Raw genomic sequence first — 22,076 nt, forward strand, 5'->3', positions numbered from 1 at the left:
AGGCCGATGAACCCGGCCTGCTCAATAAAGGTATAAGAAGATAAATGGCTACTGAAGGGTTACTGGCGCAACGCATCGCGCAGTTGAAAAGCTCCGCTATTCGCGAATTGCTTAAGCATAGCAAGATGGACAATATTATCTCGCTGGCGGGCGGCATCCCGTCCGACGCGCTGTTTGATTTCGACGGCCTGAATCAGGCGACGCAGTTGGCCATTACCGAGCAGCCGAAAACGGCTTTCCAGTATGGATTAACCGAAGGCAGCCACCTATTGCGTGAACGCATTGCCGATCTTTGCGCGGCGCGCGGCGTGAAAACGCAGGCGCAAGACATGGTGGTGACGGCGGGTTCACAGCAGGCGCTGGATTTAATCATGCGTGCGATGATCGATCCCGGCGACGTCTTTGTCGTTGAGCGCCCTACCTACCTTGCCGCTTTGCAAACGCTTGAGCTGGCGCAGGCGCAGGTGATGTCGGTGGCCTCGGACGAACACGGCATGGTGGTGGATGAACTGGAAGCCTTGTTGCAGAAACAGCGCATCAAAGGCGTATATATCGTGCCGAATTTCGGTAATCCCAGCGGCGTCACCCTGAGCTACGCGCGCCGTAAACAGCTGATCGCGCTGGCGGAGCGTTATGGTTTCGTCATTATCGAAGACGACCCGTACGGCGAATTACGCTTTACCGAAGAACGCCACCCAACGCTGTTCCAACTGGCTCAGGAGGAGCTTGGCAGCACGGAATACGTGCTTTACACCTCGACGTTTTCAAAGATCCTGGCGCCCGGCCTGCGCCTCGGCTGGGCGATCCTGCCGGACTGGCTGCTGCACAAGGTGGCGATTATTAAACAGGCCGCGGATCTGCACGCCAGTTCGCTGTCGCAGACCGTGGCGGAATGTTATCTGGGGTTGGGGCGTCTGGATGCGCAGATTGAAAAAATCCGCCATGCCTACAAGGAAAAAAGCGAGCTGTTGTCCGGCCTGGTGGCGGCGGAGTTGGGCGAGGTGATGACCTTTAACCCGCCCAAGGGCGGGATGTTCCTGTGGGCGAAATTTCGCCACACCTTCAATACCACCGACTGGCTGAAGCAGACGCTGAAACAGGGCGTGGTGTTCGTGCCGGGCGAGTTCTTCTTCCCTGACGCGCCGGACTATTCGACGCTGCGCTTCTCCTTTGCGACCGCGACGCCAGAGCAGATGCATGAGGCGATAGCACGGCTGCGCCGCGCGCTGTAACGGCGACGCGCCCCGCATCCGCCGGATCAACGGCGGATGCGGGAAACGGCGCGATCAGATAATCAGCCACAGCGCCCAGGTAAAGATAAAACCGGCCAGACCGAGCACGGTCGTCAGCACCGTCCAGGTTCTCAGCCCGTCGGCAACGGACAGGCCAAGATATTTGGTCACAATCCAGAAGCCGGAATCATTGACGTGCGAGAGTCCCAACCCGCCGAAACAGGCCGACAGCGTCACCAGCACCAGTTGCATCTGGCTTAATCCGCTGACGGCTTCGCTCAGCAGGCCGCAGGTGGTGAGAATGGCGACAGTGGCCGAGCCCTGTGAGGCGCGCAGCGCCAGCGAAAGAATGAATGCGGCCGGCACCAGCGGCAAGTGGATGCTGGTCAGGGTATCCGCCAGCGCTTTGCCGATGCCGGATTCCACCAGCACTTTACCGAAAACTCCGCCCGCGCCGGTCACCATGATGACCATCGCCGCGGCAGGCATGGCGTCGCCCATAACGCCGCTGGCTTTTTCCAGCGACCAGCCGCGACGCAGGGCAATCAGCCAGAAGGCCAGCGCCAGCGCAATCAGCAACGCCACCGCCGGCGAGCCGACCAGCGACATAACGTCGCGCACCGCGTGGCCCGCTGGCAGGATGGTGGCGGAAACGGTGCCAAGCATAATGATCAGAATAGGAATGACGATCAGCGCGGCGATCAATCCGGCCGGCGGCGTGGAAGAGGGTGACGCGTTCGGCGTGGTCTCCTCCGGTTTTGCCAACTGCAACTGCTCCAGCACGTCAACGGATAGCGCATAGTTACGCCGATTGAGCCCTTTGGCGACCCAATAACTGATGATGCCGACGGGAATGGAGACCAGCAGGCCGATCATCGTCAGCCAGCCAATATCCGCATTCAATAAACCTGCCGCCGCCACCGGGCCGGGATGCGGCGGCAGGGCGACGTGAACCGTCAGCATCACCCCGGCGACCGGCAGACCGAATTTAATCGGCGACACTTTGGCGACTTTCGCAAAGCCATAAATAATCGGGGCGAGAATAATAAACCCGACATCAAAAAAGACCGGGATCCCCAGAATAAAGGCGGCGATAGTCAATGCGGCCACCATTAATCCCGGCCCCATTAACTGGGCGAAACGCCGGGCCAGTGATTCGGCGCCGCCGGAGACCTCGATCATTCTACCCAACATGGCGCCGAGACCAATAATAATCGTCACCGAACCTAGAATACCGCCCATGCCGGAGGTCACGACTTTCATGACTTCGCCGGTCGGAATACCGGTCGCCAACGCGACCAATAAACTCACGACCAGCAACGCGACAAACGGTTGTATTTTTAATTTAATGACCATCAGGAGCAGCAATAATACCCCGGCAATGGCGATACAAAGTAATAGCGAGGTGGACATATTTATGATCTCGTCAATATATCCGTTATCTTTCACATTGCAGGAATATTGACTGCGCTGTGAAATCTATCGGGTATTTATTCGTTATTTAAAGAAAAAGACGTCCTTGTTTCCGTATTGAAATAATAGGGAAACTCGGTCTTTTCTCGTTTTTTAATAAACGCGTCTCTGGCGCCGATATATACCCAATAGATTTCGAGATGCAGAAAGGCGGTAACCGAGCGACAAATTCGTCGGGAACGAATTTGACCAGCCAACGCACCTGCGACTTGAAAAATGACGGGTATAAATATAATCCAAGGTTATAGGTTATTTTTCCTCTTCAGCCAGGGTTTCACCCAACTCAACCCCGCTTCGGTTTTACCTCGCGGGTTATATTCACATCCAATCCAGCCGGAATAATTTACGTCGTCCAGCGTTGCAAACAGGAACGGATAATTAATTTCCTCGTCGTCGGGTTCATTCCGGGAGGGAACCGAAGCAACTTGAATATGCCCGACGCGCCCCTGAAGATCGTGAATAATTTGCGTCAGGTTGCCGTCCACAATTTGCGCGTGGAAAAAATCCAGTTGGATATAGACGTTCGGCCGATCGATCAGGTTCGCCAATTCCAACGCCTGATACTGACTGGAAAACAGATAATGCGGCTTCACCTTCGCGCTTAACGCCTCAATCATGATGTTGATGCCATGCGGCGCAAATTTATCAGCGGCGTAGCGCAGGTTATCGATAAACGTTTGCTGATAGGCGGCGCGATCGGCGCCGACAGGCACTACTCCCGCCATCACCAGCACCGACGGACAGTTCAGCGCCAGCGCATAGTCCAGCGCAGCGTCGATATCCCGGCGGGCATCGTCAATGCGGTCGGGCAGCGCGGCGACGCCCCACTCTCCCGCCGCGATATTGCCGGGCGCGGTATTGAATAACACCTGCGTGAGGCCGTTTTCCCGTAGTTTTTCCGCCAGCAGCGAAGCCGGGTATTCATAGGGAAACAGGTATTCGACGGCCTCAAAACCGGCATCGGCGGCGGCTTTGAAACGATCGAGAAACGGCACTTCCGTGAACAGCATGGAAAGGTTGGCAGCAAATTTAGGCATGATTAACTCCGTAATTCATCAATTTCGTCAACGGTGAGATAACGAATACGCCGATCGCCGAGAATAAAAATCAGTTTGGCGGTCTCTTCCAGTTCTTCCATATTGTCCGCCGCCGCCCGTAAATCTTTACCGGTGACGACCGGGCCGTGGTTGGCTAACAGAAACGCCCGATAATGCGGGGCCAGCTTCGCCAAATCCTCGCCGAGCCGCGCGTCGCCCGGGCGGTAATAGGGCACCACCGGCACCTCGCCGACGCGCATCACTACATAGGGCGTGAACGGTTTAATCGCATCCTGCGGGTCAAGCCCTTCCAGACAGGACAACGCCGTCAGGTAGGTGCTGTGCAGATGAACGACCGCCCGGCATTGCGGGTTATTGCGGTAAAGCGACAGGTGGAAACTGACCTCTTTCGACGGCTTGTCGCCCGAAATCCATTCGCCGCTCATGTCGACTTTGGATAAGCGCCCGGCATCCAGCTCGCCCAGACAAGATCCGGTTGGCGTGGCCAGCAACGTGCCGTCATCCAGCAGCAGCGAGAGGTTGCCTGCGGAGCCGGTGGCATAACCGCGCTGAAAGAAAGATGCCCCCAGCCTGACCATCTCGTCGCGTGCGTGTTGTTCATTCATACTGCGAACTCCCTTTGTGCTCGGGCAAAAAAGTCTTCATCGCCAAAATTGCCGGATTTCAATGCCAGCGACAGCGGGTGGTTGGTGGATCTGACCCAGGGCACGCCGGGTGAAATCGACGGGCCGATATGGAAAGCGTGGATACCCAACGTTTGCACCACAATGCTGGACGTTTCTCCGCCGGCAATGATGAAACGCTGAAATCCTTGCTGCTGAAGCTGTCGGGCCACGGCGGCGAACAGCGCCTCCACCGCCTGACTGCTGGCCTCCGCCCCCCAGCGTTGCTGGATCTGCGCGAGTTCGTCCGCTGAGGCCGTCGCGTACAACAGCGGCGCAAGCGCCTCATCGCGGTGCTCATTCACCCATGCGGCGAGCTCGCGGACATAGGCCTGCCGCTCTTCATCCCCTTGCAGGCAGCGCGCTACCTCAATGGCGCGGCTGGCCGCCTGCTGGCGGTAACGGGCGACCTGCTGATTGGTCATCACCGAGCAGGAACCGGACAGCACCACGCCGGGACCGGGCTGCGGCATACCGGCGGCGGTGGCCGCGCCACTCTGTCCGGCGGACTGCGCCCACTGGCGGGCAAGGCCGATAGCCAGACCGGAGCCGCCGGTAACCAGCTTCATATCGCGCAGCGCCTCGCCCTGCGTCAGCAAATGTTGTTCGTTCAGGGTATCCAGCACCGCGTAACGAACGCCTTGCTGCCTGAGCTGCGCCAACTGCTGTTTAACCGCCTCCGCGCCCTGCTCCATCACCGGATAAGGCACCAGCCCGCAACGGCCGGCGGCCTGCCGCTCCATCACCCGCATCAGATTGCTGTCCGTCATCGGCGTCACCGGATGATTTCGCATACCTGATTCGGACAACAGTTGATTCATCACAAACAGATGGCCCTGATACACGGTTCTGCCGTTGACCGGCAAGGCGGGCGAAATCACGGTTTGCGTTTCCCCCAGCGTATCCAGCAACGCGTCGGTAACCGGCCCGATATTGCCTTTATCCGTGCTGTCAAAGGTCGAGCAATATTTGAAATAATACTGCTGACAGCCCTGCCGCCGGAGCCAGGACAACGCGTCCAGCGACGCGGCGACGGCCTGCTGCGCCGGGCAGGAACGGGATTTCAGGCTAATGACCACGGCCTGCGCGTTAACCTGAAAATCCGCCGGCGGGACGCCATTCAATTGCACCGTCGGCAGGCCGTTTCCGACCAGAAAGCTGGCGATGTCCGTGGCGCCGGTAAAGTCGTCTGCAATAACACCCAGGGCGATCATTTTTCCTCCCCTTTTTCCGGCAGGCTAATACCGCTGAAAATTTTGATCACCGCGCTGTCGTCTTCTTTGCCGAACCCGGCGTTGCTGGCGGCGGTGAACATGTTGAACGCAGTCGACGCCAGCGGCAGCGGGAAGTGGAGCGCTTTGGCCGTGTCGGTCACCAGCCCCAGATCCTTAACGAAGATATCGACGGCGGATTTCGGCGTATAGTCGCCGTCCACTACGTGACGCATCCGGTTCTCGAACATCCATGAGTTACCGGCGGCGTTGGTCACCACGTCGTACATGATGTCCAGCGGAATGCCCGCGCGCGCGGCCAGCGCCATGGCTTCCGCGCCCGCGGCGATGTGTACGCCGGCCAGCAGTTGATGAATGATTTTTACCGTCGCGCCCAGACCGATCTCATCGCCGACGCGATAAACCTTGCTGGCGACGGCGTCCAGCACCGGCTGCAATTTTGCAAAGGCCAGATCGGAACCCGCAGCCATCACCGTGATTTCTCCGGCGGCGGCTTTGACGGCGCCACCGGAGACCGGGGCATCCAGCATAATCAATTGATGCCCGGCGAGTCGTTGAGCGATATTCTGGGCGTCCTGCGAGGAAATGGTCGACGACACCATAACCGCCGTGCCGGGTTTCAACTTCCCGGCAACGCCAGGTTCGCCAAACAAAATGCTGTTCACCTGCGCGGCGTTGACAACCAGAAGTACCACGGCATCCAGCTTGTCGGCAAAGGCAGCAATATCCGTTTCGGCCTGTGCGGCGCCGGCCTGGCGTAAGCGTTCAAGCGCTTGCGAATTAATGTCCACGCCGTAGGTGGTTAATCCGGCTTTGATACAGGACGTCGCCGCGCCAAAGCCCATGGAACCCAAACCGATAACGGCTACGGCATACTCTGATGTTTTTTTCATAACTGTCGCCTTTGTTAATTTTAGTGATTATTTGTTCTATGGTGTTAAATATAAGCGTTTATATTGCTATGCAGGGTGATTGATATCACATAAATTAACATCCAAATCGTAAAGATTGTGAGGAAAGCAGGCCCGCGTCGTGGTTTATAGCGTGAATTTATGATAATTATCGTTCTCAAACGCGATAGTTATCACAATATTTATCAAATAAGGATAGGAGCAGGGATGATCCCAGTAGAACGTCATCAACGTATTCTGGCGCTGGTCGCGGAGCGCGGTGTGGTTAGTATCGCTGAACTGACCGAGCGGCTTGAGGTTTCGCATATGACCGTGCGGCGGGATGTACAAAAACTGGAACAGGACGGCCTCTTGCTCAGCGTATCCGGCGGGGTGCGTTCTCCGGAGCGCCTGGCGATTGAACCGTCGCATCAGGATAAGTCCGTCATGTTCAGCCAACAGAAAGAGGCGATTGGCCGGTTGGCGGCCCGGCAGATCCCGCCGAACAGCTGCATTTATCTGGATGCCGGCACCACCACGCTATCGTTGGCGCGCCAACTGGCCGAGCGGGATGACTTATCGATCGTGACCAACGATTTTGTGATTGCGGCCTTTCTTATTGAATCCAGCCAGTGTCGCATGATCCACACCGGCGGTACGCTATGTCGGGAAAACCGCTCCTGTGTCGGTGAGGCAACCGCGCAGGCGCTGCGCAACCTGTTTATCGATATCGCCTTTATTTCCGCTTCCTCATGGAGCCTGCGCGGCTTATCCACGCCGAATGAAGACAAAGTGGGGGTGAAACGCGCGGTAGTGACGGCCAGCAGCAAGCGTATTCTGCTCTGCGACACTTCAAAATACGGCCGCATCGCCACCTATCTGGCCACCCCGCTAACGGTTCTTAACAGTATTATTACCGATAACGGGCTGCCGGGCACGGCGAAAGAAACGTTGGGGAAAATGGGGGTTGAGGTGCTGGTGGCGGAATAACCCGGCTAAGCGCGGAGGGACTCACACAAAAATGCCTTGTTTGTATTTTTATATTTAACATGCTGATATTAGATATAAATTTAGTGTTTAAACCGGTCACCGCACGGCGTAAGAAATTACGCTGAGGTGGACGTCCCCGCGAATGCGGCGCAAGCCAGTGCCGCGTCGGGAACGCGTCACTGGCGGTTCGGGAAAGGGGACTACCGCCGAAGGAGCCGCGTCAACGGTCTCAGGCGGCCTGAGCGGTAAATCAATCGGCCTTTAGAATGACTCCCAATTCTGCGCGCTGGACTGACCGGCCAGTTTCAGCGTCGGCGTTTGCGCCGGACGACCGGCCTTCTGCGCAGGAATTCTACCCACATCCTCGCCGCTCAAACGGAAAGTACTCATCAACTCAACCAGACGTCTGGCCTGATCGCTCAGGCTGTCCGCGGCGGTAGCGGACTCTTCTACCAGCGCAGCGTTCTGCTGCGTGACTTCATCCAACTGGTTAACCGCATCATTTACCTGGGAGATCCCCTGGGACTGTTCACGGGTCGTTACGCCGATTTCACCCAGCAACTCCGCGACGCGGCGTACCTGCTCGACGATTTCGCCCATCGTGGTTCCGGCTTCATTGACCAAATGTGAACCGTTTTCCACCTTTTGTACGCTCTCGCCAATCAGATCCTTGATCTCTTTGGCGGCGGATGCGGAACGCTGCGCCAGCGAACGCACCTCGCCGGCGACGACGGCGAAGCCGCGCCCCTGTTCACCGGCGCGAGCGGCTTCCACCGCGGCATTCAACGCCAGAATATTGGTCTGGAAAGCAATGCCGTCAATAACGCCGATAATGTCGCCAATCTTACGTGAACTGGCGGAAATATCTCCCATCGTGGCGACCACATTGCTGACCACGGTCCCACCTTTGGTCGCCGTGGCGCTGGCCGCGTTGGCCAGTTCCGATGCCATGGTGACGGTATCCGTATTCTGTTTGATGGTCGTATGCATCTGCTCCATGGAGGCCGCGGTCTGTTGCAAATTAGAGGCCTGTTCTTCGGTGCGCTGACTTAAATCGGTGTTGCCTATCGCAATCTGGCCGGCGCCGGTGGCAATCGATTCGCTGCTCTGACGCACCTGATTTACCGTATGGCTCAGGCCGTCGCGCATGGCCGCCATCGCCGCCAGAACGCTGCTGGTATCGCCCGGACGTAACTGGACTTCCAACGCCAGATTGCCCTGCGCCACCTGTTGCGCGATTTCAACCGCATACGTGGGTTCGCCGCCCAGTTGCTTCTTAATCTTGTAGGTAATTCCCCAGGCAACCAGCCCGCCCAACAGCGCCACCAACGCCGCTATGATGAGCATTAATGAACCCGCGGTGCGCGCCTGATGTTCTGATGCGTTTGCGGTATCAATGGTCAGCGTCGCCTGGTAGGTGACCATTTCACCCAACGCGTTAAAAATACCGTCCTGCGCATCTTGCAACTCGCCGAACAGTATATTACGCGTTTCCTCAAGCTGCCCCGACATCCCCACGCTAATCGATTTGTTTACCGTCTCAATATAAGACGGTATGAGTTTTTCCAGGTTTTGCGTGCGCGTCCGGGCTTCTGGCGAGATGGTGTTCTCCCGGATCTGCGTAAACAATTCGGCATTACGTGCCTGTAACCTGACAATACGTTGCCTCTGTTCTTCCATCTCCTGCCGATCGTCCATCAGCGCAATGTTCCTGATAACGCGCGACAGGGTATTGATGTTGTCTTTAACCTCCTGCATCAACAGCAGATTGTTGATACGCACCTGTGACAACTGGATATTGCCGCCCAGTTCTGCCAGTTGCATACGGCCAAACAGGGAGACAACAAAACCAATCAGGATAATGACGGCAAAGCCTGACCCTAGCATTGTTCCCAATTTCATGTTTTTTAAAAAATTCATAATGTTCCTTGGTGTTGAATATCTGCCGACAGATCCGCTTGCCGAGATATGTCTGTGTAATTGTTTTACATGGGGACGTTAGACAAGCTGTTGTTAAGAACTTGTTATTTATTCACGTCATACCTGATGAACTCGGGTATCGGGCAGTCAGTGATGAATAAGGAGTATAAGTGAGCGGCCAACAAATCTATTGTTGGATAAATGAGCGAAAACAGGCCTGATTGTCGCCATACAATAGTGAAAATCTGCATATGTAAAAATATTGATCGTCATTGACTATTGCTATAGCGCAATCATGCTCGTAAAACTCGTACCCTGTCACAGAAGCGGCGCGCTTTTTCGCCATGCAGTCTGCATTTGTCAGCGCTGTTTGGTCTGCAACCCAAACCGTCATAGGGTGAGCGCGAGTTGACGTTTGAGGCCGGGGCGGAGCATATTCAGTTGGCAACACGCACGACTGGCGGCATTTGTCCGCACAGTCATGGTATTGGTTTGATTCGCAAAGCGGATTACGGATGGAACAATGGAAGATACCTGGCCATATCCGGCGATTGTCGCCCATCGCGGCGGCGGTTCACTGGCACCTGAAAACACGCTGGCGGCGATTGATGTGGGCGCCAGTTTCGGTCACAAGATGATCGAATTTGACGCCAAGCTGTCGCGGGACGGCGAGATCTTTTTACTGCATGACGACACGCTTGAGCGAACCAGCAACGGTTGGGGGATTGCGGGCGATCTGCCGTGGGACAAATTAGTCGGGCTGGATGTCGGCGGCTGGTACGGTAAACAGTTTGCCGGCGAACGGTTGCCGCTGTTATCCGAAGTGGCGACGCGCTGTGAGAAATACGCGATGGCGGCCAATATTGAAATTAAACCCACCACCGGCCGCGAGCGGGAAACCGGGCGGCTGGTCGCCCTGGCCGCGCGTCGGCTCTGGCGAGATCACCCCGTCGCACCGCTGCTGTCGTCATTCTCGGCGCAGGCGCTGGAGGCGGCCCGGCAGGCGGTTCCCGAGCTTCCTCGCGGCCTGCTGCTGGATAAATGGAACGACGACTGGCAAACCCTGACGCAACGTTTAGGGTGCGTATCGCTCCACCTTAATCATCAACGGCTGACGGCGGAACGGACGGCGTTACTGAAAGCCGCCGGGCTGCGGATTCTGGCATATACCGTGAACCAACCTGCCCGGGCGCGAACATTACTTGATTGGGGCGTTGACTGTATCTGCACTGACCGGATAGATTTGATCGGGGCGGGCTTTGCTGCCGGTTGAAATCCGCCCGTTGTTGCGATTAGCGCCGGTTAATAAGGAAGTGGCTCGATGCCCGCATTTATTAGTTCGCTCTGGCACCAGATTTTCCTTTCTTTACCACTATTTGTGTTGATCATGCTGGGTTATGGCCTAATCCGCTTCGGAAAATGGCCGACGACCATTACCGACGGCATGAGCCGCTTCGTCTTCTCCGTCGCCATGCCGGCGATGTTATTCCGCATGATGTGCGATTTTGCCCAGCGTCCGACGGTTGACGCCCGCCTGCTGATCGCGTTCTTCGGCAGTTGCCTGATCGTTTTCGTGCTGGGCCGCATCGTGGCGCGTAAGATTTTTCATCTGGATGGCGTTTCCGGCTCGGTTTTCGCGCTGAGCGGCATCTTCTCCAACAATGTGATGCTGGGATTACCGATCGCCACGCTGTTGCTGGGTGAGGAGGCGGTGCCTTCCGTCGCCCTGGTGGTGGTGTTCAACGGCCTGATCCTCTGGACGCTGGTGACGGTATCCGTTGAGTGGGCGCGCAATGGCGCGCTCTCTCTGCAAGGCTTCACCAAAACCGCGCTGGGGGTACTGAAAAACCCGCTGATTATCGGTATTCTTTCCGGGACGGCGTTCAGTCTGACCGGCTTGACGCTGCCGTCTTACGTCGATAAGCCATTGGTCATGGTGGGCCAGATTGCGGTGCCGCTGTCGCTGATTGCGCTCGGTATGGGACTGGCTGAATACCGTATTCGCGACGGCTGGCAAATCAGCACGGCGATCTGTTTCATCAAATTGCTGGTACAGCCGCTGGTGATCTGGCTGCTGGCGATGGCGCTGGGCCTGCCGGAAATGGAAACCCGGGCCGTGGTGCTGCTGGGATCGATGGCGGTGGGCGTAAACATTTATCTGATGTCGCGCCAGTTTAATGCACTGGGCGGTCCGGTGGCGTCCAGCCTGTTGCTCTCGACGGCGCTGGCCGCCCTGACCACCCCGCTGATCCTGACGCTGATGGGCGTGCGTCTTTAAGCGGCCAACCGGTTAAGGGGTTTGCCGGGGCTGAGTCGGCAGCATCTTTTGCTGGGTGCTGCGTTGCCGCTCCTGTTCCAACTGCTGCTGTCGTTGCTGCTGCAACTGGGTATTGCGTTGCTGTAGCTGTTGGTTCAGTTGCTGCTTCTGCCCCTGCTGGTTCTGTTGCATGCGCTGCTGTAGCTGCTTCTGGCTGCTAATGCCGTTTTCATACTGCTGCTGCGCCGATGGCGTCTGCGGATTGGCGGCCTGGCCGGCCAGCGGCAGCAAAAACAGCACAGAAAGCAGCGTCGTCAGTGTGAATGGATACTTCATCTTCGATCCTCCACGGCACGGAATGTGCCAAAACCGTCATTTCGCCCGGGCCGATACCCATTCAGGTAAATCATTGGCCCGTCGCTTATAGTGTAACCGTCAATAGTGAAAACGTCCTGCGGAGTAATCCGCATTGCCTGACCGTTCAGGTTTTGGGTTACTTTGATGGAATGTTATATACTGCCGACAGAATTTTTCTGGTCATTGAAGTCACTCCATGTTTCATATTGCGCTCTATGAGCCACAAATAGCCCCGAATACCGGTAATATTATCCGTTTGGCCGCCAACAACGGCTGCACGCTTCATCTGATTGAACCGCTGGGCTTTGATTTTGAAGAGAAGAAGCTGCGCCGGGCCGGGCTGGATTACCATGATTTAGCCAACGTTCGCCGTCATAAAAACTATCAGGACTTTCTGGCGACGGTGGCAGGGCTGCGTATTTTTGCCTGCACCACCAAAGGCAGCCGCCCTTACGATCGGCCGGACTATCAGCCCGGAGACGTACTGCTGTTCGGCTCGGAAACGGCCGGACTGCCCGATGAGATCCGCAATGGCTTTGCGCCGGACTTCCGTATCCGCATCCCCATGCAACCGGAGAGCCGCAGCCTGAATTTATCTAATGCGGTTGCCATTATCAGCTACGAAGCCTGGCGGCAGAACGGCTTTGGCGGCCGCGTTTAATCGCCTGCGCCAGGGCGTTGTTTTTCCGGCGGCGGATTTAGCAGAAAAACAACCTCGCCGCGATAGTAGGGAGACGCCGCAAGGCGCTGTTGCCATGCCCTGTCCCACTTACCGTGCTGCACCAACCCCAGCCGGAAAGGGATCGTCAACTTCATCAAGGCCGGCAGATAGTCGGCATAACGGGTAACCGTATTGCGCCCCTGATAGGTTTGCACCACCAGTTCGTCAACGCTGTCATGCAGTCGGTTCAGTTCGGCCGCGTCGCCGGTTTTCGCCCAGTCGAGCAGCCCGGTGATGCTCAGCCGGCAGTCTTCCGGCACTCTTTTTCGCAACTGTCGCAGAAACGCCACATATCCCGCCAGTTGGTGGCTTTTGGCGTCAAAGTCGATTTGAATTCCCGGCGCCTGATTGCCATGGCGACGCCAGCTTTCCCGCAGTTTCAGCATACGGTTGAGGTGATTATCAGACAGTTCCAGCGTGGTCAGCCGGAAAGAAAGCCATAGATGGGTTACGCGTAATTTGCTGGCGGGGATCCCCTGACGAAGAAAAACACGCTTTCCCTGCCGACGGGCGATCTCGCCCTGATGAAGATACAGCGTATCGGCTTGATGTAGCACCGGCTGCGGCCGCACCGCCGCCCACAGCCAGAAAGCCCGATAGTGCGCGGCATTAACGCTGCCGGCCTGAACCGCGACGCTGACCGACAGCAGCCAGGCCAGCGCTATCGCCCGGCCTACCAGTAATATTTGAGCCGCCCTGCCCACGGCGTGCCTTTAAACTCGGTTTTCAGCCTGGTAAACCAGGCCTTGCGCGTGGCTTTGCCGATCTCCTGCCGACCGCAGTCATTGTGTCCGCTGGGAGCGTAGCAGTAGACGGCCCGGTAGAGCGCGTAGCTTTTATCTTCCGGCGGCGCATTGGGATCGGCGATCACCCGCAGATAGCCATCCAGTCGGTTATATTCCTGGCCGGTAAACCGGGTCGGCGCGTTGATTAACTCATCCAGCATATTGCTCTCGCCCCAGTCAAAGCCGACGACATTGCCGGTGCGCAGGAAAAATTCGCCGAGGCAGTTGCTGGCCCGCGCATCGTCAGGGTGCTGACTCAACCGGTTCACCACCGCATTCAGCGCCGGACATTGATACCCTTCTTCGGCATCGCCGCCGTCCCAGTCAAACACCGCCAGGTTTTCCCGGCTCCAACTGATGTTTTCCGACTCTTTCAGCGGAGAGATGGCTTTTCTCAACTCAATGTCTTTGAGGTAGCCGGCATAATCGGCATGCGTCAGTGATTTTGTCAGCAAGGTATGCAGGGCAATGGCGCGTTCCTCATGCGTCTGCTGTGGGCCGGTTTGCTGGCGGAGCAGGTCGGCGCCGGCGCTGGTTTTTAACACCGCGGAACGAAAACGCAGATTTTTAACCGGGCTGTCGGCGGCGAATACGGCTTCCGGGCGGCCCGCCTTCGCCAGCGTCTCGGCCAGCGCGAGTTGCAGGAACTGCTGCTGGGTATAATTCGTTTTCAGCGTCAGCAGGCGGCGCCAGTGCATTTCGGCGTCCTCCCACTGCCTCTGCTGCTGGAACGCTTTTCCGCGCAGCACTTGCAAACTAAAACGGGTGGTATCGGTGAGATCGTCATCTTTAGCGGCAGGAATGCTGTTTATCACCGCGGCATAATCTTTCAGGTGATAAAACCGCCAGGCGGCCTGTAGATAGCTGAATTCCGTTTGCATACCCGCATGGTCAAACAACGCTTGCTGGCTTGCCAATTCTTGCGCGGATAAGGCCGGTAATTGCATCCAGCCATCGTCGGCGCGCAGGCGCTTAAGATCCTGCACCAGCATTAACAGCGGACTCTCCGGCGAGGTGGTGAATTTGCCATTTTCCAGCAGTTTGTTATCAATCTCATTACTCAGCGCCTGTAACTCACTGACGCTGTCGGCATGGCTCAGCGCCTGATGGTAGGTTTTCGGTAATGCATTCAGATCGCCGATTAGCCAGTACGCCCGCCGATAAAGGCCCTGCGCGGAATCGGCGTATCGTCCTTGCGGATACTGCTTCAGATAGTCGTCAATCCGCCGTATGGCGAGCAGCCCGACGTTTTTATCGGCCTTGCCGGCATCGAACATATTGTACTCGTCCAACGCATGCTGCATCGATTGGTTAATCGCCACCCGTATCAGCATATAGCGCGCCGTTTCGGCAACCCATGGCTGGTCGACCTGGGTCAGTGACTGAAACCCCGTTTCCGCCCGATCAAATTCACCCTGATAGAAAGCAAACGCAGCGATCAGATAGCGCTTAAGTTCCCCCGCGCGGCCGTCGTCAGGCAGGCCGCCAAGCTCGGTTGACAACGCGGCGGCCTGATAATCCGCCGATAGCATATTCACCCGCGCCTGAGCCAGCAGCGTACGCTGCGCATCCGTCAGTTGCCGATCCGCCAGCAGTACATCAAAGAACGTTGCAACGGTTGAGACCGTATTCGAGAGTTGCCGTCCCTCGCTACCGCCGGGACTCAGTATCCTGAGCGTTTCCCGGGTCGCGGGGGATAAATGAAGCTGCTGTGTTTTGTTTTGCAGCGAACGCTCTTCCGCCAGCTCCGCGGGCGTCGCAGATGAAGACGTTTCTTCTGTCGCCGCCAACCCCATCACACGGTAGGCCGTGAACGGATCGATGCGCGTATGCGCCTGATCGGGCACAGGCTGAGGAACGGGCAGTGCGATATGACTGCGACTGCTCTGCAATAACATCAGGTTGGTTCGGGTGTCGTTATCCGGCGCCAGATAAGGAAATGCGGCTATCCCGCACTCTTCGTCGAAAAAACCACATATCCCATCGCTGGAGCTGAGTACCGGAGCGCTGAATAATGTGGTCAGCAAACCAACCAGCAGCGTCATGCCTTTCATGTGCATATTGCAATTTATCTCTGATGTAATGGCAGCCAGATAATTAGCCGCAGACCGCCCAGCGGGCTATCTTCCGCTTTTACCCAGCCTTTATGCTGCGCGATCGCCGTCTCTACGATTGCCAACCCCAAACCCGTACCGCCCGACTCCCGATCGCGGGCTTCGTCGGTACGGTAGAACGGCCGGAAAATCTGCTCCCGATCTTCCGGGCTGACCCCAGGGCCATCATCATCCACTTTGATGGTGATCCCCTGATTATCGACGGAAAAGGCGACGGCAATATGCTGGTGAGAATAACGCAGCGCGTTGCGCACGATGTTTTCCAGCGCGCTATCGAGGGCGGAGGGATTACCATACAGCGTCCACGGGCCGGGCGGATAAGTCACTTCCAGCGTTTTCCCCATCTGCTCCGCTTCAAAGCCGGCGTCATCCAAAACATTGCCCCACAGTTCATCGGCACGGAGAAATTCGCGGGTAAGTTCGTTCTTATGCTGCGTGCGCGACAGAACCAGCAGATCGTTGATCATGCTATCCAGCCGCTGCGTTTCGGTTTCAATACGGTTAAGCTCATGGCCCTCCCCCTGACGCCGACGCAGTAATGCGGTAGCCAGTTGCAGACGCGTAAGCGGAGTGCGCAATTCGTGCGAAATATCGGACAGCAGACGGTGTTGCGCCGTAACCATCCTCTCCAGCGCGCTGACCATCTGGTTAAAACTGACCCCGGTCGCCAGAAATTCCTGCGGCCCCGCCTCCAGTTCAGGATGCTGCCGCAGGTTGCCGCGCGCCACCTCGTCCGCCGCATATTTCAGCTTACGGGCCGGTTTCGCCAGGCTCCAGGCAAGCCATAACAATAAGGGCGAGCTGATCAGCATGGTGAAAATCAACAGCAACAACGGACGGTCGAACAACAGGTTGATAAAGTCTGATTGCAGGCTGCTTGCCGGACGAATCAGGTAAAGCTGGTAATTATCTTCACCGTCCCGGATAGAGAATGGCCCCAGAAGTTCGACACGGCCATATTTCTTTTTTTGTGGATGATCGGCGTTGTCGGACAGGCCGATAAAGTTACGCACAATTTGAGTTTCGCTTTTCTGCGCGCCAAGCACCCGCCCTTCGCTGGTGACCAGCAAAAGACGCTGCCCCGGCGGAGCCCACTTCTCAATGACCCAGAATAACCTCAGCCACCAGCGCAAATCGTTGGCGGGAGTATTCGCCAGATCGGCCTGAATATGTTGCTCCAGCATAATCCCTTGCCGCTGCTCGCTTTCCAGCAGCGCCGTCAGCTGACGTGAATCAAGCTTGGGCACCATCAGTACCAGCATGAGCACCAGCGCCAGCGTCAGCCAGAAAATAGCGAAAATACGTGCGGTCAAACTATTGATCATGCAGCAGACACCATGAGATAACCTCGTCCGCGCAACGTTTTAAACCACGGCAACCCATCTTTGCGCTCGGGGAGTTTGCGGCGCAGATTAGAGATATGCATGTCGATGGCGCGGTCAAACGGCGTCAGCCGTTTTCCCAGCACTTCCTGGCTCAGATGCTCGCGCGAGACAACCTGGCCCAGCCGTTGCGCCAGCAGATACAGCAGCGTGAATTCGGTGCCGGTCAGATCCAACACGGTTTCATCAAAGCTGGCTTCCTGCCGACCGGGGTTAAGGCGCAGGCCGTCAACTTCCAGCGTCGGGGCGCCGGTTTCGCCGGACTGTTGCTGATCCGTCCAGTTAGAGCGCCGCAAAATGGCGCGGATACGGGCAACCAACTCACGATCGTTAAAGGGCTTCGGCAGATAGTCATCCGCGCCCAGCTCCAGGCCGAGCACCCGATCCAGTTCGCTGCCGCGGGCAGTTAACATGATTACCGGTGTCTGGTGCTGCTGGCGCAGTTCTTTTAATGTATCGATACCGTTTTTCTTCGGCATCATCACATCCAGCAGCAACAGGTCGACAGTGTTATCCAATACGTTTAACGCCTGCTCGCCGTCGTAGGCGACAACGACGTTAAAACCTTCCATTTCAAGCAATTCTTTCAATAAAGACGTTAGCTCTCTATCGTCATCAACCAGTAGGATCTTGTTCATGTTTTCTCTACCTCCAGGGGCAAAATACGTCATAGATTACCGCTATTCCATGACTTTACGTAGTTTTACATCCTCTGACGCATGTTTGCAGCAAGACGATTAGACTGATGCTCATTGATTCACAGAACAGCACGCCACACCAGGGAGTTTTTGATGCAACACGTCACAACGTTATCTCTTGCCTCACTGCTGATGCTGAGCTCTTTCACTGCATTTGCAGCGGGTGTTGAAGGTGCGGCTGTGAATGGCTGGCAGCATGATGATGACTCTGCCATGAAAAGAATTCCTGGTCAGCAGGGCATGTTTGATGGTGTGAAGTTAACCGAGCAACAACGGCAGCAGATGCGCGATTTGATGCATCAGGGCCGTCAGGACGCCCCGGCATTTAACACTGAAGATATTGAAACCATGCACAAGCTGGTTATCGCCAATAGATTCGATGAAGCCGCCGTCCGCGCTCAGATAACCAAGATGATGCAAGGGCAGATTGAGCGTCAGGTTCAAATGACCCGAGTGCGTAATCAGATGTATAACCTGCTGACAACTGAACAGAAAAATATTTTAGACCAAAAACACCAACAGCGCATGAAAGAGATGCAGCAGCAGATATCAATTTTTAATCGGATGCCCGATCAATAATCAGGCATTCGCCCGTAATCCCGAGCAGTGAGTAGTGAGTAGCAATGTAGTTCGAGTAATACCTGTAGTAGATACACCCTATTTTCCTTGCCATAGACACCATCCCTGTCTTTTGCCCTCCATGATGGAGGGCTTTTTTTTTGGCGGTTTTCCGGTAAAACCGTTTTAAAACAACCACCTATTAAGCAATCACAAGCAACTGCAAGCGGTTAGAAAGTGGTCAAAAACGGGCCATTTTGGGCAAATGTGGTCAACATGTGGACACTTTCAAACGGCTATTTTCCCCCGCAACGGGTTGAGCGTAATAGCGTTTTCCAGATAGTCCGGCGCCAGGTGCGCATAAGTCATGGTCTGCTGGATGCTTACAGTTGATATTGACGTCGGCCGATTACTCGGCGGTGCGGAAAAAATTAACGTTACCGAATTCGTTAATCGATCGTATAGATCGCTGCGTGGCAACCAACCCGGAGTTTAAGCGTCGATCTGGTTTTCTTGCACAAGCCGCATTAGAGCGCATTTCCGCTATCCGATAAGCTATTCGATGATTTGAAAAACCCGCTCGCGGATATATCTCTATATCATTCCGGTTATTCCCCTCCGCGTGACGGCAATGCGGAGGGGTTCCCCTATTGTTTAATGGTTAGTGCAACTCAGGCGGAAAGCGCGGCTTTTTTCCCGGCGATACGACCGAAGACAATACAGTCGGTCATCGCCACGCTGCCAAGTCTGACCGCGCCATGCACGCCGCCGACCGTTTCACCGGCGGCGTACAGACCGGGGATCGGCTTCAGATCAAACCCGATTACCTGGGCGTCTTTGTTAATCGCCAGTCCGCCCATGGTATGGTGCACCCGCGGCCACAGACGCGCCGCATAGAACGGCGGCGTGACGTTAGGCACCGCGTCTTTGAAAATCATGCTGTCGAGATCCGGATCATGTTCATTACGCTGCTCGATAAACGAATTCCAGCGATTGACCTGTTCGACAAACGCGCTGACCGGCATATCATAAGCTTTCGCCACTTCTTCCAGCGTGTTGAACATTTTTAACGACCCGTTTTTCAGCGCCCCCTCTCGTTGCCCCGGATCCACCATGTTCAGGGTATTGGTTTTATCGGCGATTATCACCGCCGGATGCCCCAGTTGGATAATCGCATCGGCACGCTCTTTGCGGTTGCCGGTCTCTTTAAAGAAGCGTTTTCCGCTGGCAGGATCGACCATCAGGCCATAGCCGACGACCCGTTCAACGAACTGCGGTACATAGCCGAACCCCTGCTCGTCGGGGCTGGTCCAGGGCCCCAGTTGGATCCAGTCCATCTGCGTATCCAACGCGCCAATCATGCAGGCCGCCATAATGGCCTCGCCGGTCGCGCCCGGATGATTGGTGGAGGTAAACTCCTCGGTCAGTCTGGGATCATACATCTGACGCAACGCGACCCCTTGAGAAAAACCGCCGGATGCCAGTATCACGCCCTTGGTGGCCCGGATGTAGGCGATTTTACCGGAGTCCTCATCGGGAAACCTATACCCGCGCCGAACCTCGGCCCCGATGACCTTGCCGTCCTGATCGACAACCAGCCGCAGAAGTTTGGCTCTCTGCTCGATCACCGCCCCCAGTTCCCTGGCTTTCTGCTGCTGTTTCATGATCAGTCCCGAGCCGGAACGTTGCACCAACTGGTGCGCGCGCTTCACAGAATGGCCGCCGTGATAATTGACCACGTTAAACTCCGCGCCAATACTCTGCGCCCATTCGAGCGCCTCTACCGAATGTTCCGCCACGGTTTTGGCCAGTTCCGGATAATTAAGCCAGTTGCCCGCTTTCATCATGTCCTGATACATCAGCTCCGGCGAGTCTTTGATACCCTGCTCCTGTTGCATTTTGGAGCCGGCGGCGGCCAGATCTCCGCCGTTAAGTACCGAATTTCCCCCCAGCAGCGGCATCTTATCGATGATGAGTACCCCGGCCTTCGCATTACGCGCCTCTATGGCGGCCGCCAGCCCGGCAAATCCGGTACCGACAACCAGCACGTCGACCGTGGTATCCCATTGCTTCGGTTCGGCTATCGGCGGCGTCACCGCCTGGGCCGGACGGGATAACGCCGCACCGCCCAGCGCGCCGATAACGATGCCGGTTGATTTCAGAAAGTGGCGGCGACTTTGCGGATCAGATATTGGTTTTTTACTCATTGAATTATCTCCATGTTCAAAAACAGTAAATCACGATAAAAAAACAAAGAATAATCTGGATAGTTCGCAAGATGATTTGGATAACGGCACACAGCCTGTAATCATGGCGGGAATGTTCACCGACGGCGTTATACGATATGCATTGGCCGGTGATTATTGGCAGGCTAAGTACCTGACTGTATTTCAACATAAACAGTGCGGAGTTAAACGTGAGTCCACTCTCATTGTCATACAGTCATGATTCACTTAACGCGGCGCGGCCGCAGACAGCAACCGCGAGAAACCGAAGTCGGACAGAAGGGAAAGATTAATCTTATCAGGCGCTTTCGTTTACCGAACGTCACGCCGCCGCAGGCGCCACGTCAGCAGCAGCCCGCCAAGCCCCAGTATTGCCGCCGCCAGATAGATGGACGCAATACCGGTATAGCCCATCAGCACACCGGCTGCCGGGCCTACCACGCCCAGCGAGAGATCGAGAAAAATGGTATAGGTAGCCAGCGCGCTTCCCTGATTTTGCGGGGAGACCATCTTAACCGCGACCACGCCCAGCGCCGGAAAGACAAGTGAAAAACCGGCGCCGGCCAGCAAGGCGCCCAGCTCCGCCATCAGCGGTTGCGTCGCTCCCCACACCAGCAATAATCCGATGATTTCCACCACGAAGCACGCCAGCGCCACATGCAATCCCCCAAACCGATTAATACTGTTGGGAAACAGCAATCGGGCGCCCACAAAAGCGCAACTGAAGATCGTCAGCGTGAGCGCGGCGCCCTCCCAGTTTCTGTCGGCATAGAACAACGTGATAAAGGTCGCGATCACCCCAAAGCCGGCCGAAGCGAGCGCGAGAATGACGCCGTAGACCCAGACCTTTCCCAGCACTTCCCGGAATGGGATTTTTTTGCCCGGCGTGACCTTCACCGTCGGACGCCACGAAGCAAAAATCATGGCGATCGCCGCGACCAGTATGATGAAAATCGACAGCAGTTTCAGGCCGCCGATGTGGTTAAGCCATACGCCCAGCGGCGCGCCGATCGCCATGGCGCCGTAGGTGGCGATCCCATTCCATGAAATCACCCGCCCGATATGCCGTGACCCCACCAAACCCGCGCCCCATAAGGTCGCGCCGGTTCCGGCGAAGCTCTGCCCTGCGCCAAGGATTAAGCGCCCGACGCACAACAAAAATAAGGCCATCGCCGGAGAAGCCTCGTTCCAGGCGGCCAGCAGGTAACACACGCCGCTCAGCATGGCGCCGGCCAGCCCCCAGACGACGACCTGTTTGGGGCCTTTTTCATCGGCGTACCGCCCGGCCCGGGGACGACTCAGCAAAGTGGAAAAATATTGCAGGCTAATCACCAACCCCGCCCAGAAAGCGCTGTAGCCCAGGCCATCGTGAACATAACCCGGCAATACCGCCAACGGTAAACCGATTGTCAGATAGCTGGCGAAGTTGAAAATGACAACGGACACAATACGCAGATTCAAACGTAATGCGCCAACGGCAGGTTCCGATGAGGGCGAAATAGGCATGGAGAATTTTACTCAC

At 56.3% G+C, this 22,076-nt stretch carries 19 protein-coding genes and 1 pseudogene; 7 read left to right on the plus strand and 13 right to left on the minus strand.

Annotated features, from left to right (window positions below; translation table 11 throughout):
* The first annotated feature begins 44 nt into the window (after window positions 1-44).
* On the plus strand, window positions 45-1,232 hold the full coding sequence (locus tag HOY33_RS12165; protein ID WP_172290483.1) for a PLP-dependent aminotransferase family protein: 1,188 nt from the start codon (window positions 45-47) through the stop codon (window positions 1,230-1,232).
* 54 nt (window positions 1,233-1,286) lie between these two features.
* On the opposite strand, the gene HOY33_RS12170 is transcribed toward HOY33_RS12165, so the two are convergent.
* The 5 genes from HOY33_RS12170 to ltnD all read right to left on the minus strand — a co-directional run bounded on the left by HOY33_RS12170 (window position 1,287) and on the right by ltnD (window position 6,550).
* Entirely contained in the window at window positions 1,287-2,645 is a 1,359-nt protein-coding gene (locus HOY33_RS12170; protein WP_172290484.1) for a GntP family transporter, read from the minus strand.
* Window positions 2,646-2,947: 302 nt separating this feature from the next.
* Window positions 2,948-3,742: a 2-oxo-tetronate isomerase gene (gene otnI / locus HOY33_RS12175; RefSeq protein ID WP_172290485.1), complete on the minus strand. Its 795-nt coding sequence runs from the start codon at window positions 3,740-3,742 to the stop codon at window positions 2,948-2,950.
* Window positions 3,743-3,744: 2 nt separating this feature from the next.
* Window positions 3,745-4,368, minus strand: coding sequence for an aldolase (locus tag HOY33_RS12180; protein ID WP_172290486.1), 624 nt, complete (start codon window positions 4,366-4,368; stop codon window positions 3,745-3,747).
* Window positions 4,365-5,639, minus strand: coding sequence for a 3-oxo-tetronate kinase (gene otnK / locus HOY33_RS12185; protein WP_172290487.1), 1,275 nt, complete (start codon window positions 5,637-5,639; stop codon window positions 4,365-4,367). The genes HOY33_RS12180 and otnK overlap by 4 nt, the downstream gene beginning before the upstream one ends.
* The gene (gene ltnD, locus HOY33_RS12190) at window positions 5,636-6,550 is read right to left on the minus strand and encodes an L-threonate dehydrogenase (protein WP_172290488.1); all 915 of its coding nucleotides are present in this window, start codon (window positions 6,548-6,550) and stop codon (window positions 5,636-5,638) included. The genes otnK and ltnD overlap by 4 nt, the downstream gene beginning before the upstream one ends.
* 225 nt (window positions 6,551-6,775) lie before the next feature.
* Between ltnD and ygbI the strand changes: the two genes are divergently transcribed.
* Window positions 6,776-7,537 (plus strand): DNA-binding transcriptional repressor YgbI, encoded by a 762-nt coding sequence (gene ygbI / locus HOY33_RS12195; protein ID WP_172290489.1) that lies wholly within the window; start codon window positions 6,776-6,778, stop codon window positions 7,535-7,537.
* 261 nt (window positions 7,538-7,798) lie between these two features.
* Here ygbI and HOY33_RS12200 read toward each other — a convergent pair whose 3' ends face one another.
* Window positions 7,799-9,457 (minus strand): methyl-accepting chemotaxis protein, encoded by a 1,659-nt coding sequence (locus HOY33_RS12200; RefSeq protein WP_172290490.1) that lies wholly within the window; start codon window positions 9,455-9,457, stop codon window positions 7,799-7,801.
* A 523-nt stretch (window positions 9,458-9,980) separates the two neighbouring features.
* Here HOY33_RS12200 and ugpQ point away from each other — a divergent pair.
* Together ugpQ and HOY33_RS12210 are read left to right on the plus strand one after the other, a co-directional pair.
* Window positions 9,981-10,730: a glycerophosphodiester phosphodiesterase gene (gene ugpQ, locus HOY33_RS12205; protein ID WP_172290491.1), complete on the plus strand. Its 750-nt coding sequence runs from the start codon at window positions 9,981-9,983 to the stop codon at window positions 10,728-10,730.
* Window positions 10,731-10,778: 48 nt separating this feature from the next.
* Window positions 10,779-11,735 (plus strand): AEC family transporter, encoded by a 957-nt coding sequence (locus HOY33_RS12210; RefSeq protein WP_172290492.1) that lies wholly within the window; start codon window positions 10,779-10,781, stop codon window positions 11,733-11,735.
* 12 nt (window positions 11,736-11,747) lie between these two features.
* On the opposite strand, the gene HOY33_RS12215 is transcribed toward HOY33_RS12210, so the two are convergent.
* Entirely contained in the window at window positions 11,748-12,050 is a 303-nt protein-coding gene (locus HOY33_RS12215) for a hypothetical protein (RefSeq protein WP_172290493.1), read from the minus strand.
* Window positions 12,051-12,267: 217 nt separating this feature from the next.
* Here HOY33_RS12215 and HOY33_RS12220 point away from each other — a divergent pair, with 217 nt between their 5' ends.
* Window positions 12,268-12,732 (plus strand): tRNA (cytidine(34)-2'-O)-methyltransferase, encoded by a 465-nt coding sequence (locus HOY33_RS12220; RefSeq protein WP_172290494.1) that lies wholly within the window; start codon window positions 12,268-12,270, stop codon window positions 12,730-12,732.
* Here the strand turns inward: HOY33_RS12220 and HOY33_RS12225 are convergent.
* From HOY33_RS12225 to cpxR, 4 genes are read right to left on the minus strand one after another with little or no spacing between them, the layout of a single operon-like run.
* Entirely contained in the window at window positions 12,729-13,496 is a 768-nt protein-coding gene (locus tag HOY33_RS12225) for a DUF3142 domain-containing protein (RefSeq protein WP_172290495.1), read from the minus strand. The genes HOY33_RS12220 and HOY33_RS12225 overlap by 4 nt on opposite strands.
* On the minus strand, window positions 13,466-15,631 hold the full coding sequence (locus HOY33_RS12230) for a hypothetical protein (protein ID WP_172290656.1): 2,166 nt from the start codon (window positions 15,629-15,631) through the stop codon (window positions 13,466-13,468). Before HOY33_RS12230 ends, HOY33_RS12225 begins: the two co-directional genes overlap by 31 nt.
* A 14-nt stretch (window positions 15,632-15,645) precedes the next feature.
* Window positions 15,646-17,016, minus strand: coding sequence for an envelope stress sensor histidine kinase CpxA (gene cpxA, locus HOY33_RS12235; protein ID WP_172290496.1), 1,371 nt, complete (start codon window positions 17,014-17,016; stop codon window positions 15,646-15,648).
* Window positions 17,013-17,711: an envelope stress response regulator transcription factor CpxR gene (gene cpxR / locus HOY33_RS12240; RefSeq protein ID WP_172290497.1), complete on the minus strand. Its 699-nt coding sequence runs from the start codon at window positions 17,709-17,711 to the stop codon at window positions 17,013-17,015. The genes cpxA and cpxR overlap by 4 nt, the downstream gene beginning before the upstream one ends.
* Window positions 17,712-17,864: 153 nt before the next feature.
* On the opposite strand from cpxR, the gene cpxP reads away from it, so the two are divergent.
* Together cpxP and HOY33_RS12250 are read left to right on the plus strand one after the other, a co-directional pair.
* Window positions 17,865-18,350: a cell-envelope stress modulator CpxP gene (gene cpxP, locus HOY33_RS12245; protein ID WP_172290498.1), complete on the plus strand. Its 486-nt coding sequence runs from the start codon at window positions 17,865-17,867 to the stop codon at window positions 18,348-18,350.
* Window positions 18,351-18,717: 367 nt separating this feature from the next.
* A pseudogene (locus HOY33_RS12250) lies at window positions 18,718-18,883 on the plus strand (type II toxin-antitoxin system HicB family antitoxin); the annotation flags it as partial.
* 117 nt (window positions 18,884-19,000) lie between these two features.
* Here the strand turns inward: HOY33_RS12250 and HOY33_RS12255 are convergent.
* Together HOY33_RS12255 and HOY33_RS12260 are read right to left on the minus strand one after the other, a co-directional pair.
* Window positions 19,001-20,536 (minus strand): flavocytochrome c, encoded by a 1,536-nt coding sequence (locus tag HOY33_RS12255; RefSeq protein ID WP_172290500.1) that lies wholly within the window; start codon window positions 20,534-20,536, stop codon window positions 19,001-19,003.
* A gap of 330 nt (window positions 20,537-20,866) precedes the next feature.
* Window positions 20,867-22,060 (minus strand): MFS transporter, encoded by a 1,194-nt coding sequence (locus HOY33_RS12260; protein WP_172290501.1) that lies wholly within the window; start codon window positions 22,058-22,060, stop codon window positions 20,867-20,869.
* Window positions 22,061-22,076 lie beyond the last annotated feature (16 nt).

This window comes from Brenneria sp. hezel4-2-4, assembly GCF_013155275.1.
Lineage (GTDB): Bacteria > Pseudomonadota > Gammaproteobacteria > Enterobacterales > Enterobacteriaceae > Brenneria.

Excerpts from the sequence above, each read along its gene's own strand:
- cpxR (WP_172290497.1), bottom strand. The coding sequence starts at position 17,711 with ATGAACAAGATCCTACTGGTTGATGACGATAGAGAGCTAACGTCTTTA.
- HOY33_RS12180 (WP_172290486.1), bottom strand. The coding sequence starts at position 4,368 with ATGAATGAACAACACGCACGCGACGAGATGGTCAGGCTGGGGGCATCT.
- HOY33_RS12215 (WP_172290493.1), bottom strand. The coding sequence starts at position 12,050 with ATGAAGTATCCATTCACACTGACGACGCTGCTTTCTGTGCTGTTTTTG.
- HOY33_RS12220 (WP_172290494.1), top strand. The coding sequence starts at position 12,268 with ATGTTTCATATTGCGCTCTATGAGCCACAAATAGCCCCGAATACCGGT.
- cpxA (WP_172290496.1), bottom strand. The coding sequence starts at position 17,016 with ATGATCAATAGTTTGACCGCACGTATTTTCGCTATTTTCTGGCTGACG.
- otnK (WP_172290487.1), bottom strand. The coding sequence starts at position 5,639 with ATGATCGCCCTGGGTGTTATTGCAGACGACTTTACCGGCGCCACGGAC.
- HOY33_RS12230 (WP_172290656.1), bottom strand. The coding sequence starts at position 15,631 with ATGAAAGGCATGACGCTGCTGGTTGGTTTGCTGACCACATTATTCAGC.
- HOY33_RS12165 (WP_172290483.1), top strand. The coding sequence starts at position 45 with ATGGCTACTGAAGGGTTACTGGCGCAACGCATCGCGCAGTTGAAAAGC.
- HOY33_RS12255 (WP_172290500.1), bottom strand. The coding sequence starts at position 20,536 with ATGAGTAAAAAACCAATATCTGATCCGCAAAGTCGCCGCCACTTTCTG.
- HOY33_RS12210 (WP_172290492.1), top strand. The coding sequence starts at position 10,779 with ATGCCCGCATTTATTAGTTCGCTCTGGCACCAGATTTTCCTTTCTTTA.
- otnI (WP_172290485.1), bottom strand. The coding sequence starts at position 3,742 with ATGCCTAAATTTGCTGCCAACCTTTCCATGCTGTTCACGGAAGTGCCG.
- HOY33_RS12170 (WP_172290484.1), bottom strand. The coding sequence starts at position 2,645 with ATGTCCACCTCGCTATTACTTTGTATCGCCATTGCCGGGGTATTATTG.
- ltnD (WP_172290488.1), bottom strand. The coding sequence starts at position 6,550 with ATGAAAAAAACATCAGAGTATGCCGTAGCCGTTATCGGTTTGGGTTCC.
- ygbI (WP_172290489.1), top strand. The coding sequence starts at position 6,776 with ATGATCCCAGTAGAACGTCATCAACGTATTCTGGCGCTGGTCGCGGAG.
- HOY33_RS12260 (WP_172290501.1), bottom strand. The coding sequence starts at position 22,060 with ATGCCTATTTCGCCCTCATCGGAACCTGCCGTTGGCGCATTACGTTTG.
- cpxP (WP_172290498.1), top strand. The coding sequence starts at position 17,865 with ATGCAACACGTCACAACGTTATCTCTTGCCTCACTGCTGATGCTGAGC.
- HOY33_RS12200 (WP_172290490.1), bottom strand. The coding sequence starts at position 9,457 with ATGAATTTTTTAAAAAACATGAAATTGGGAACAATGCTAGGGTCAGGC.
- ugpQ (WP_172290491.1), top strand. The coding sequence starts at position 9,981 with ATGGAAGATACCTGGCCATATCCGGCGATTGTCGCCCATCGCGGCGGC.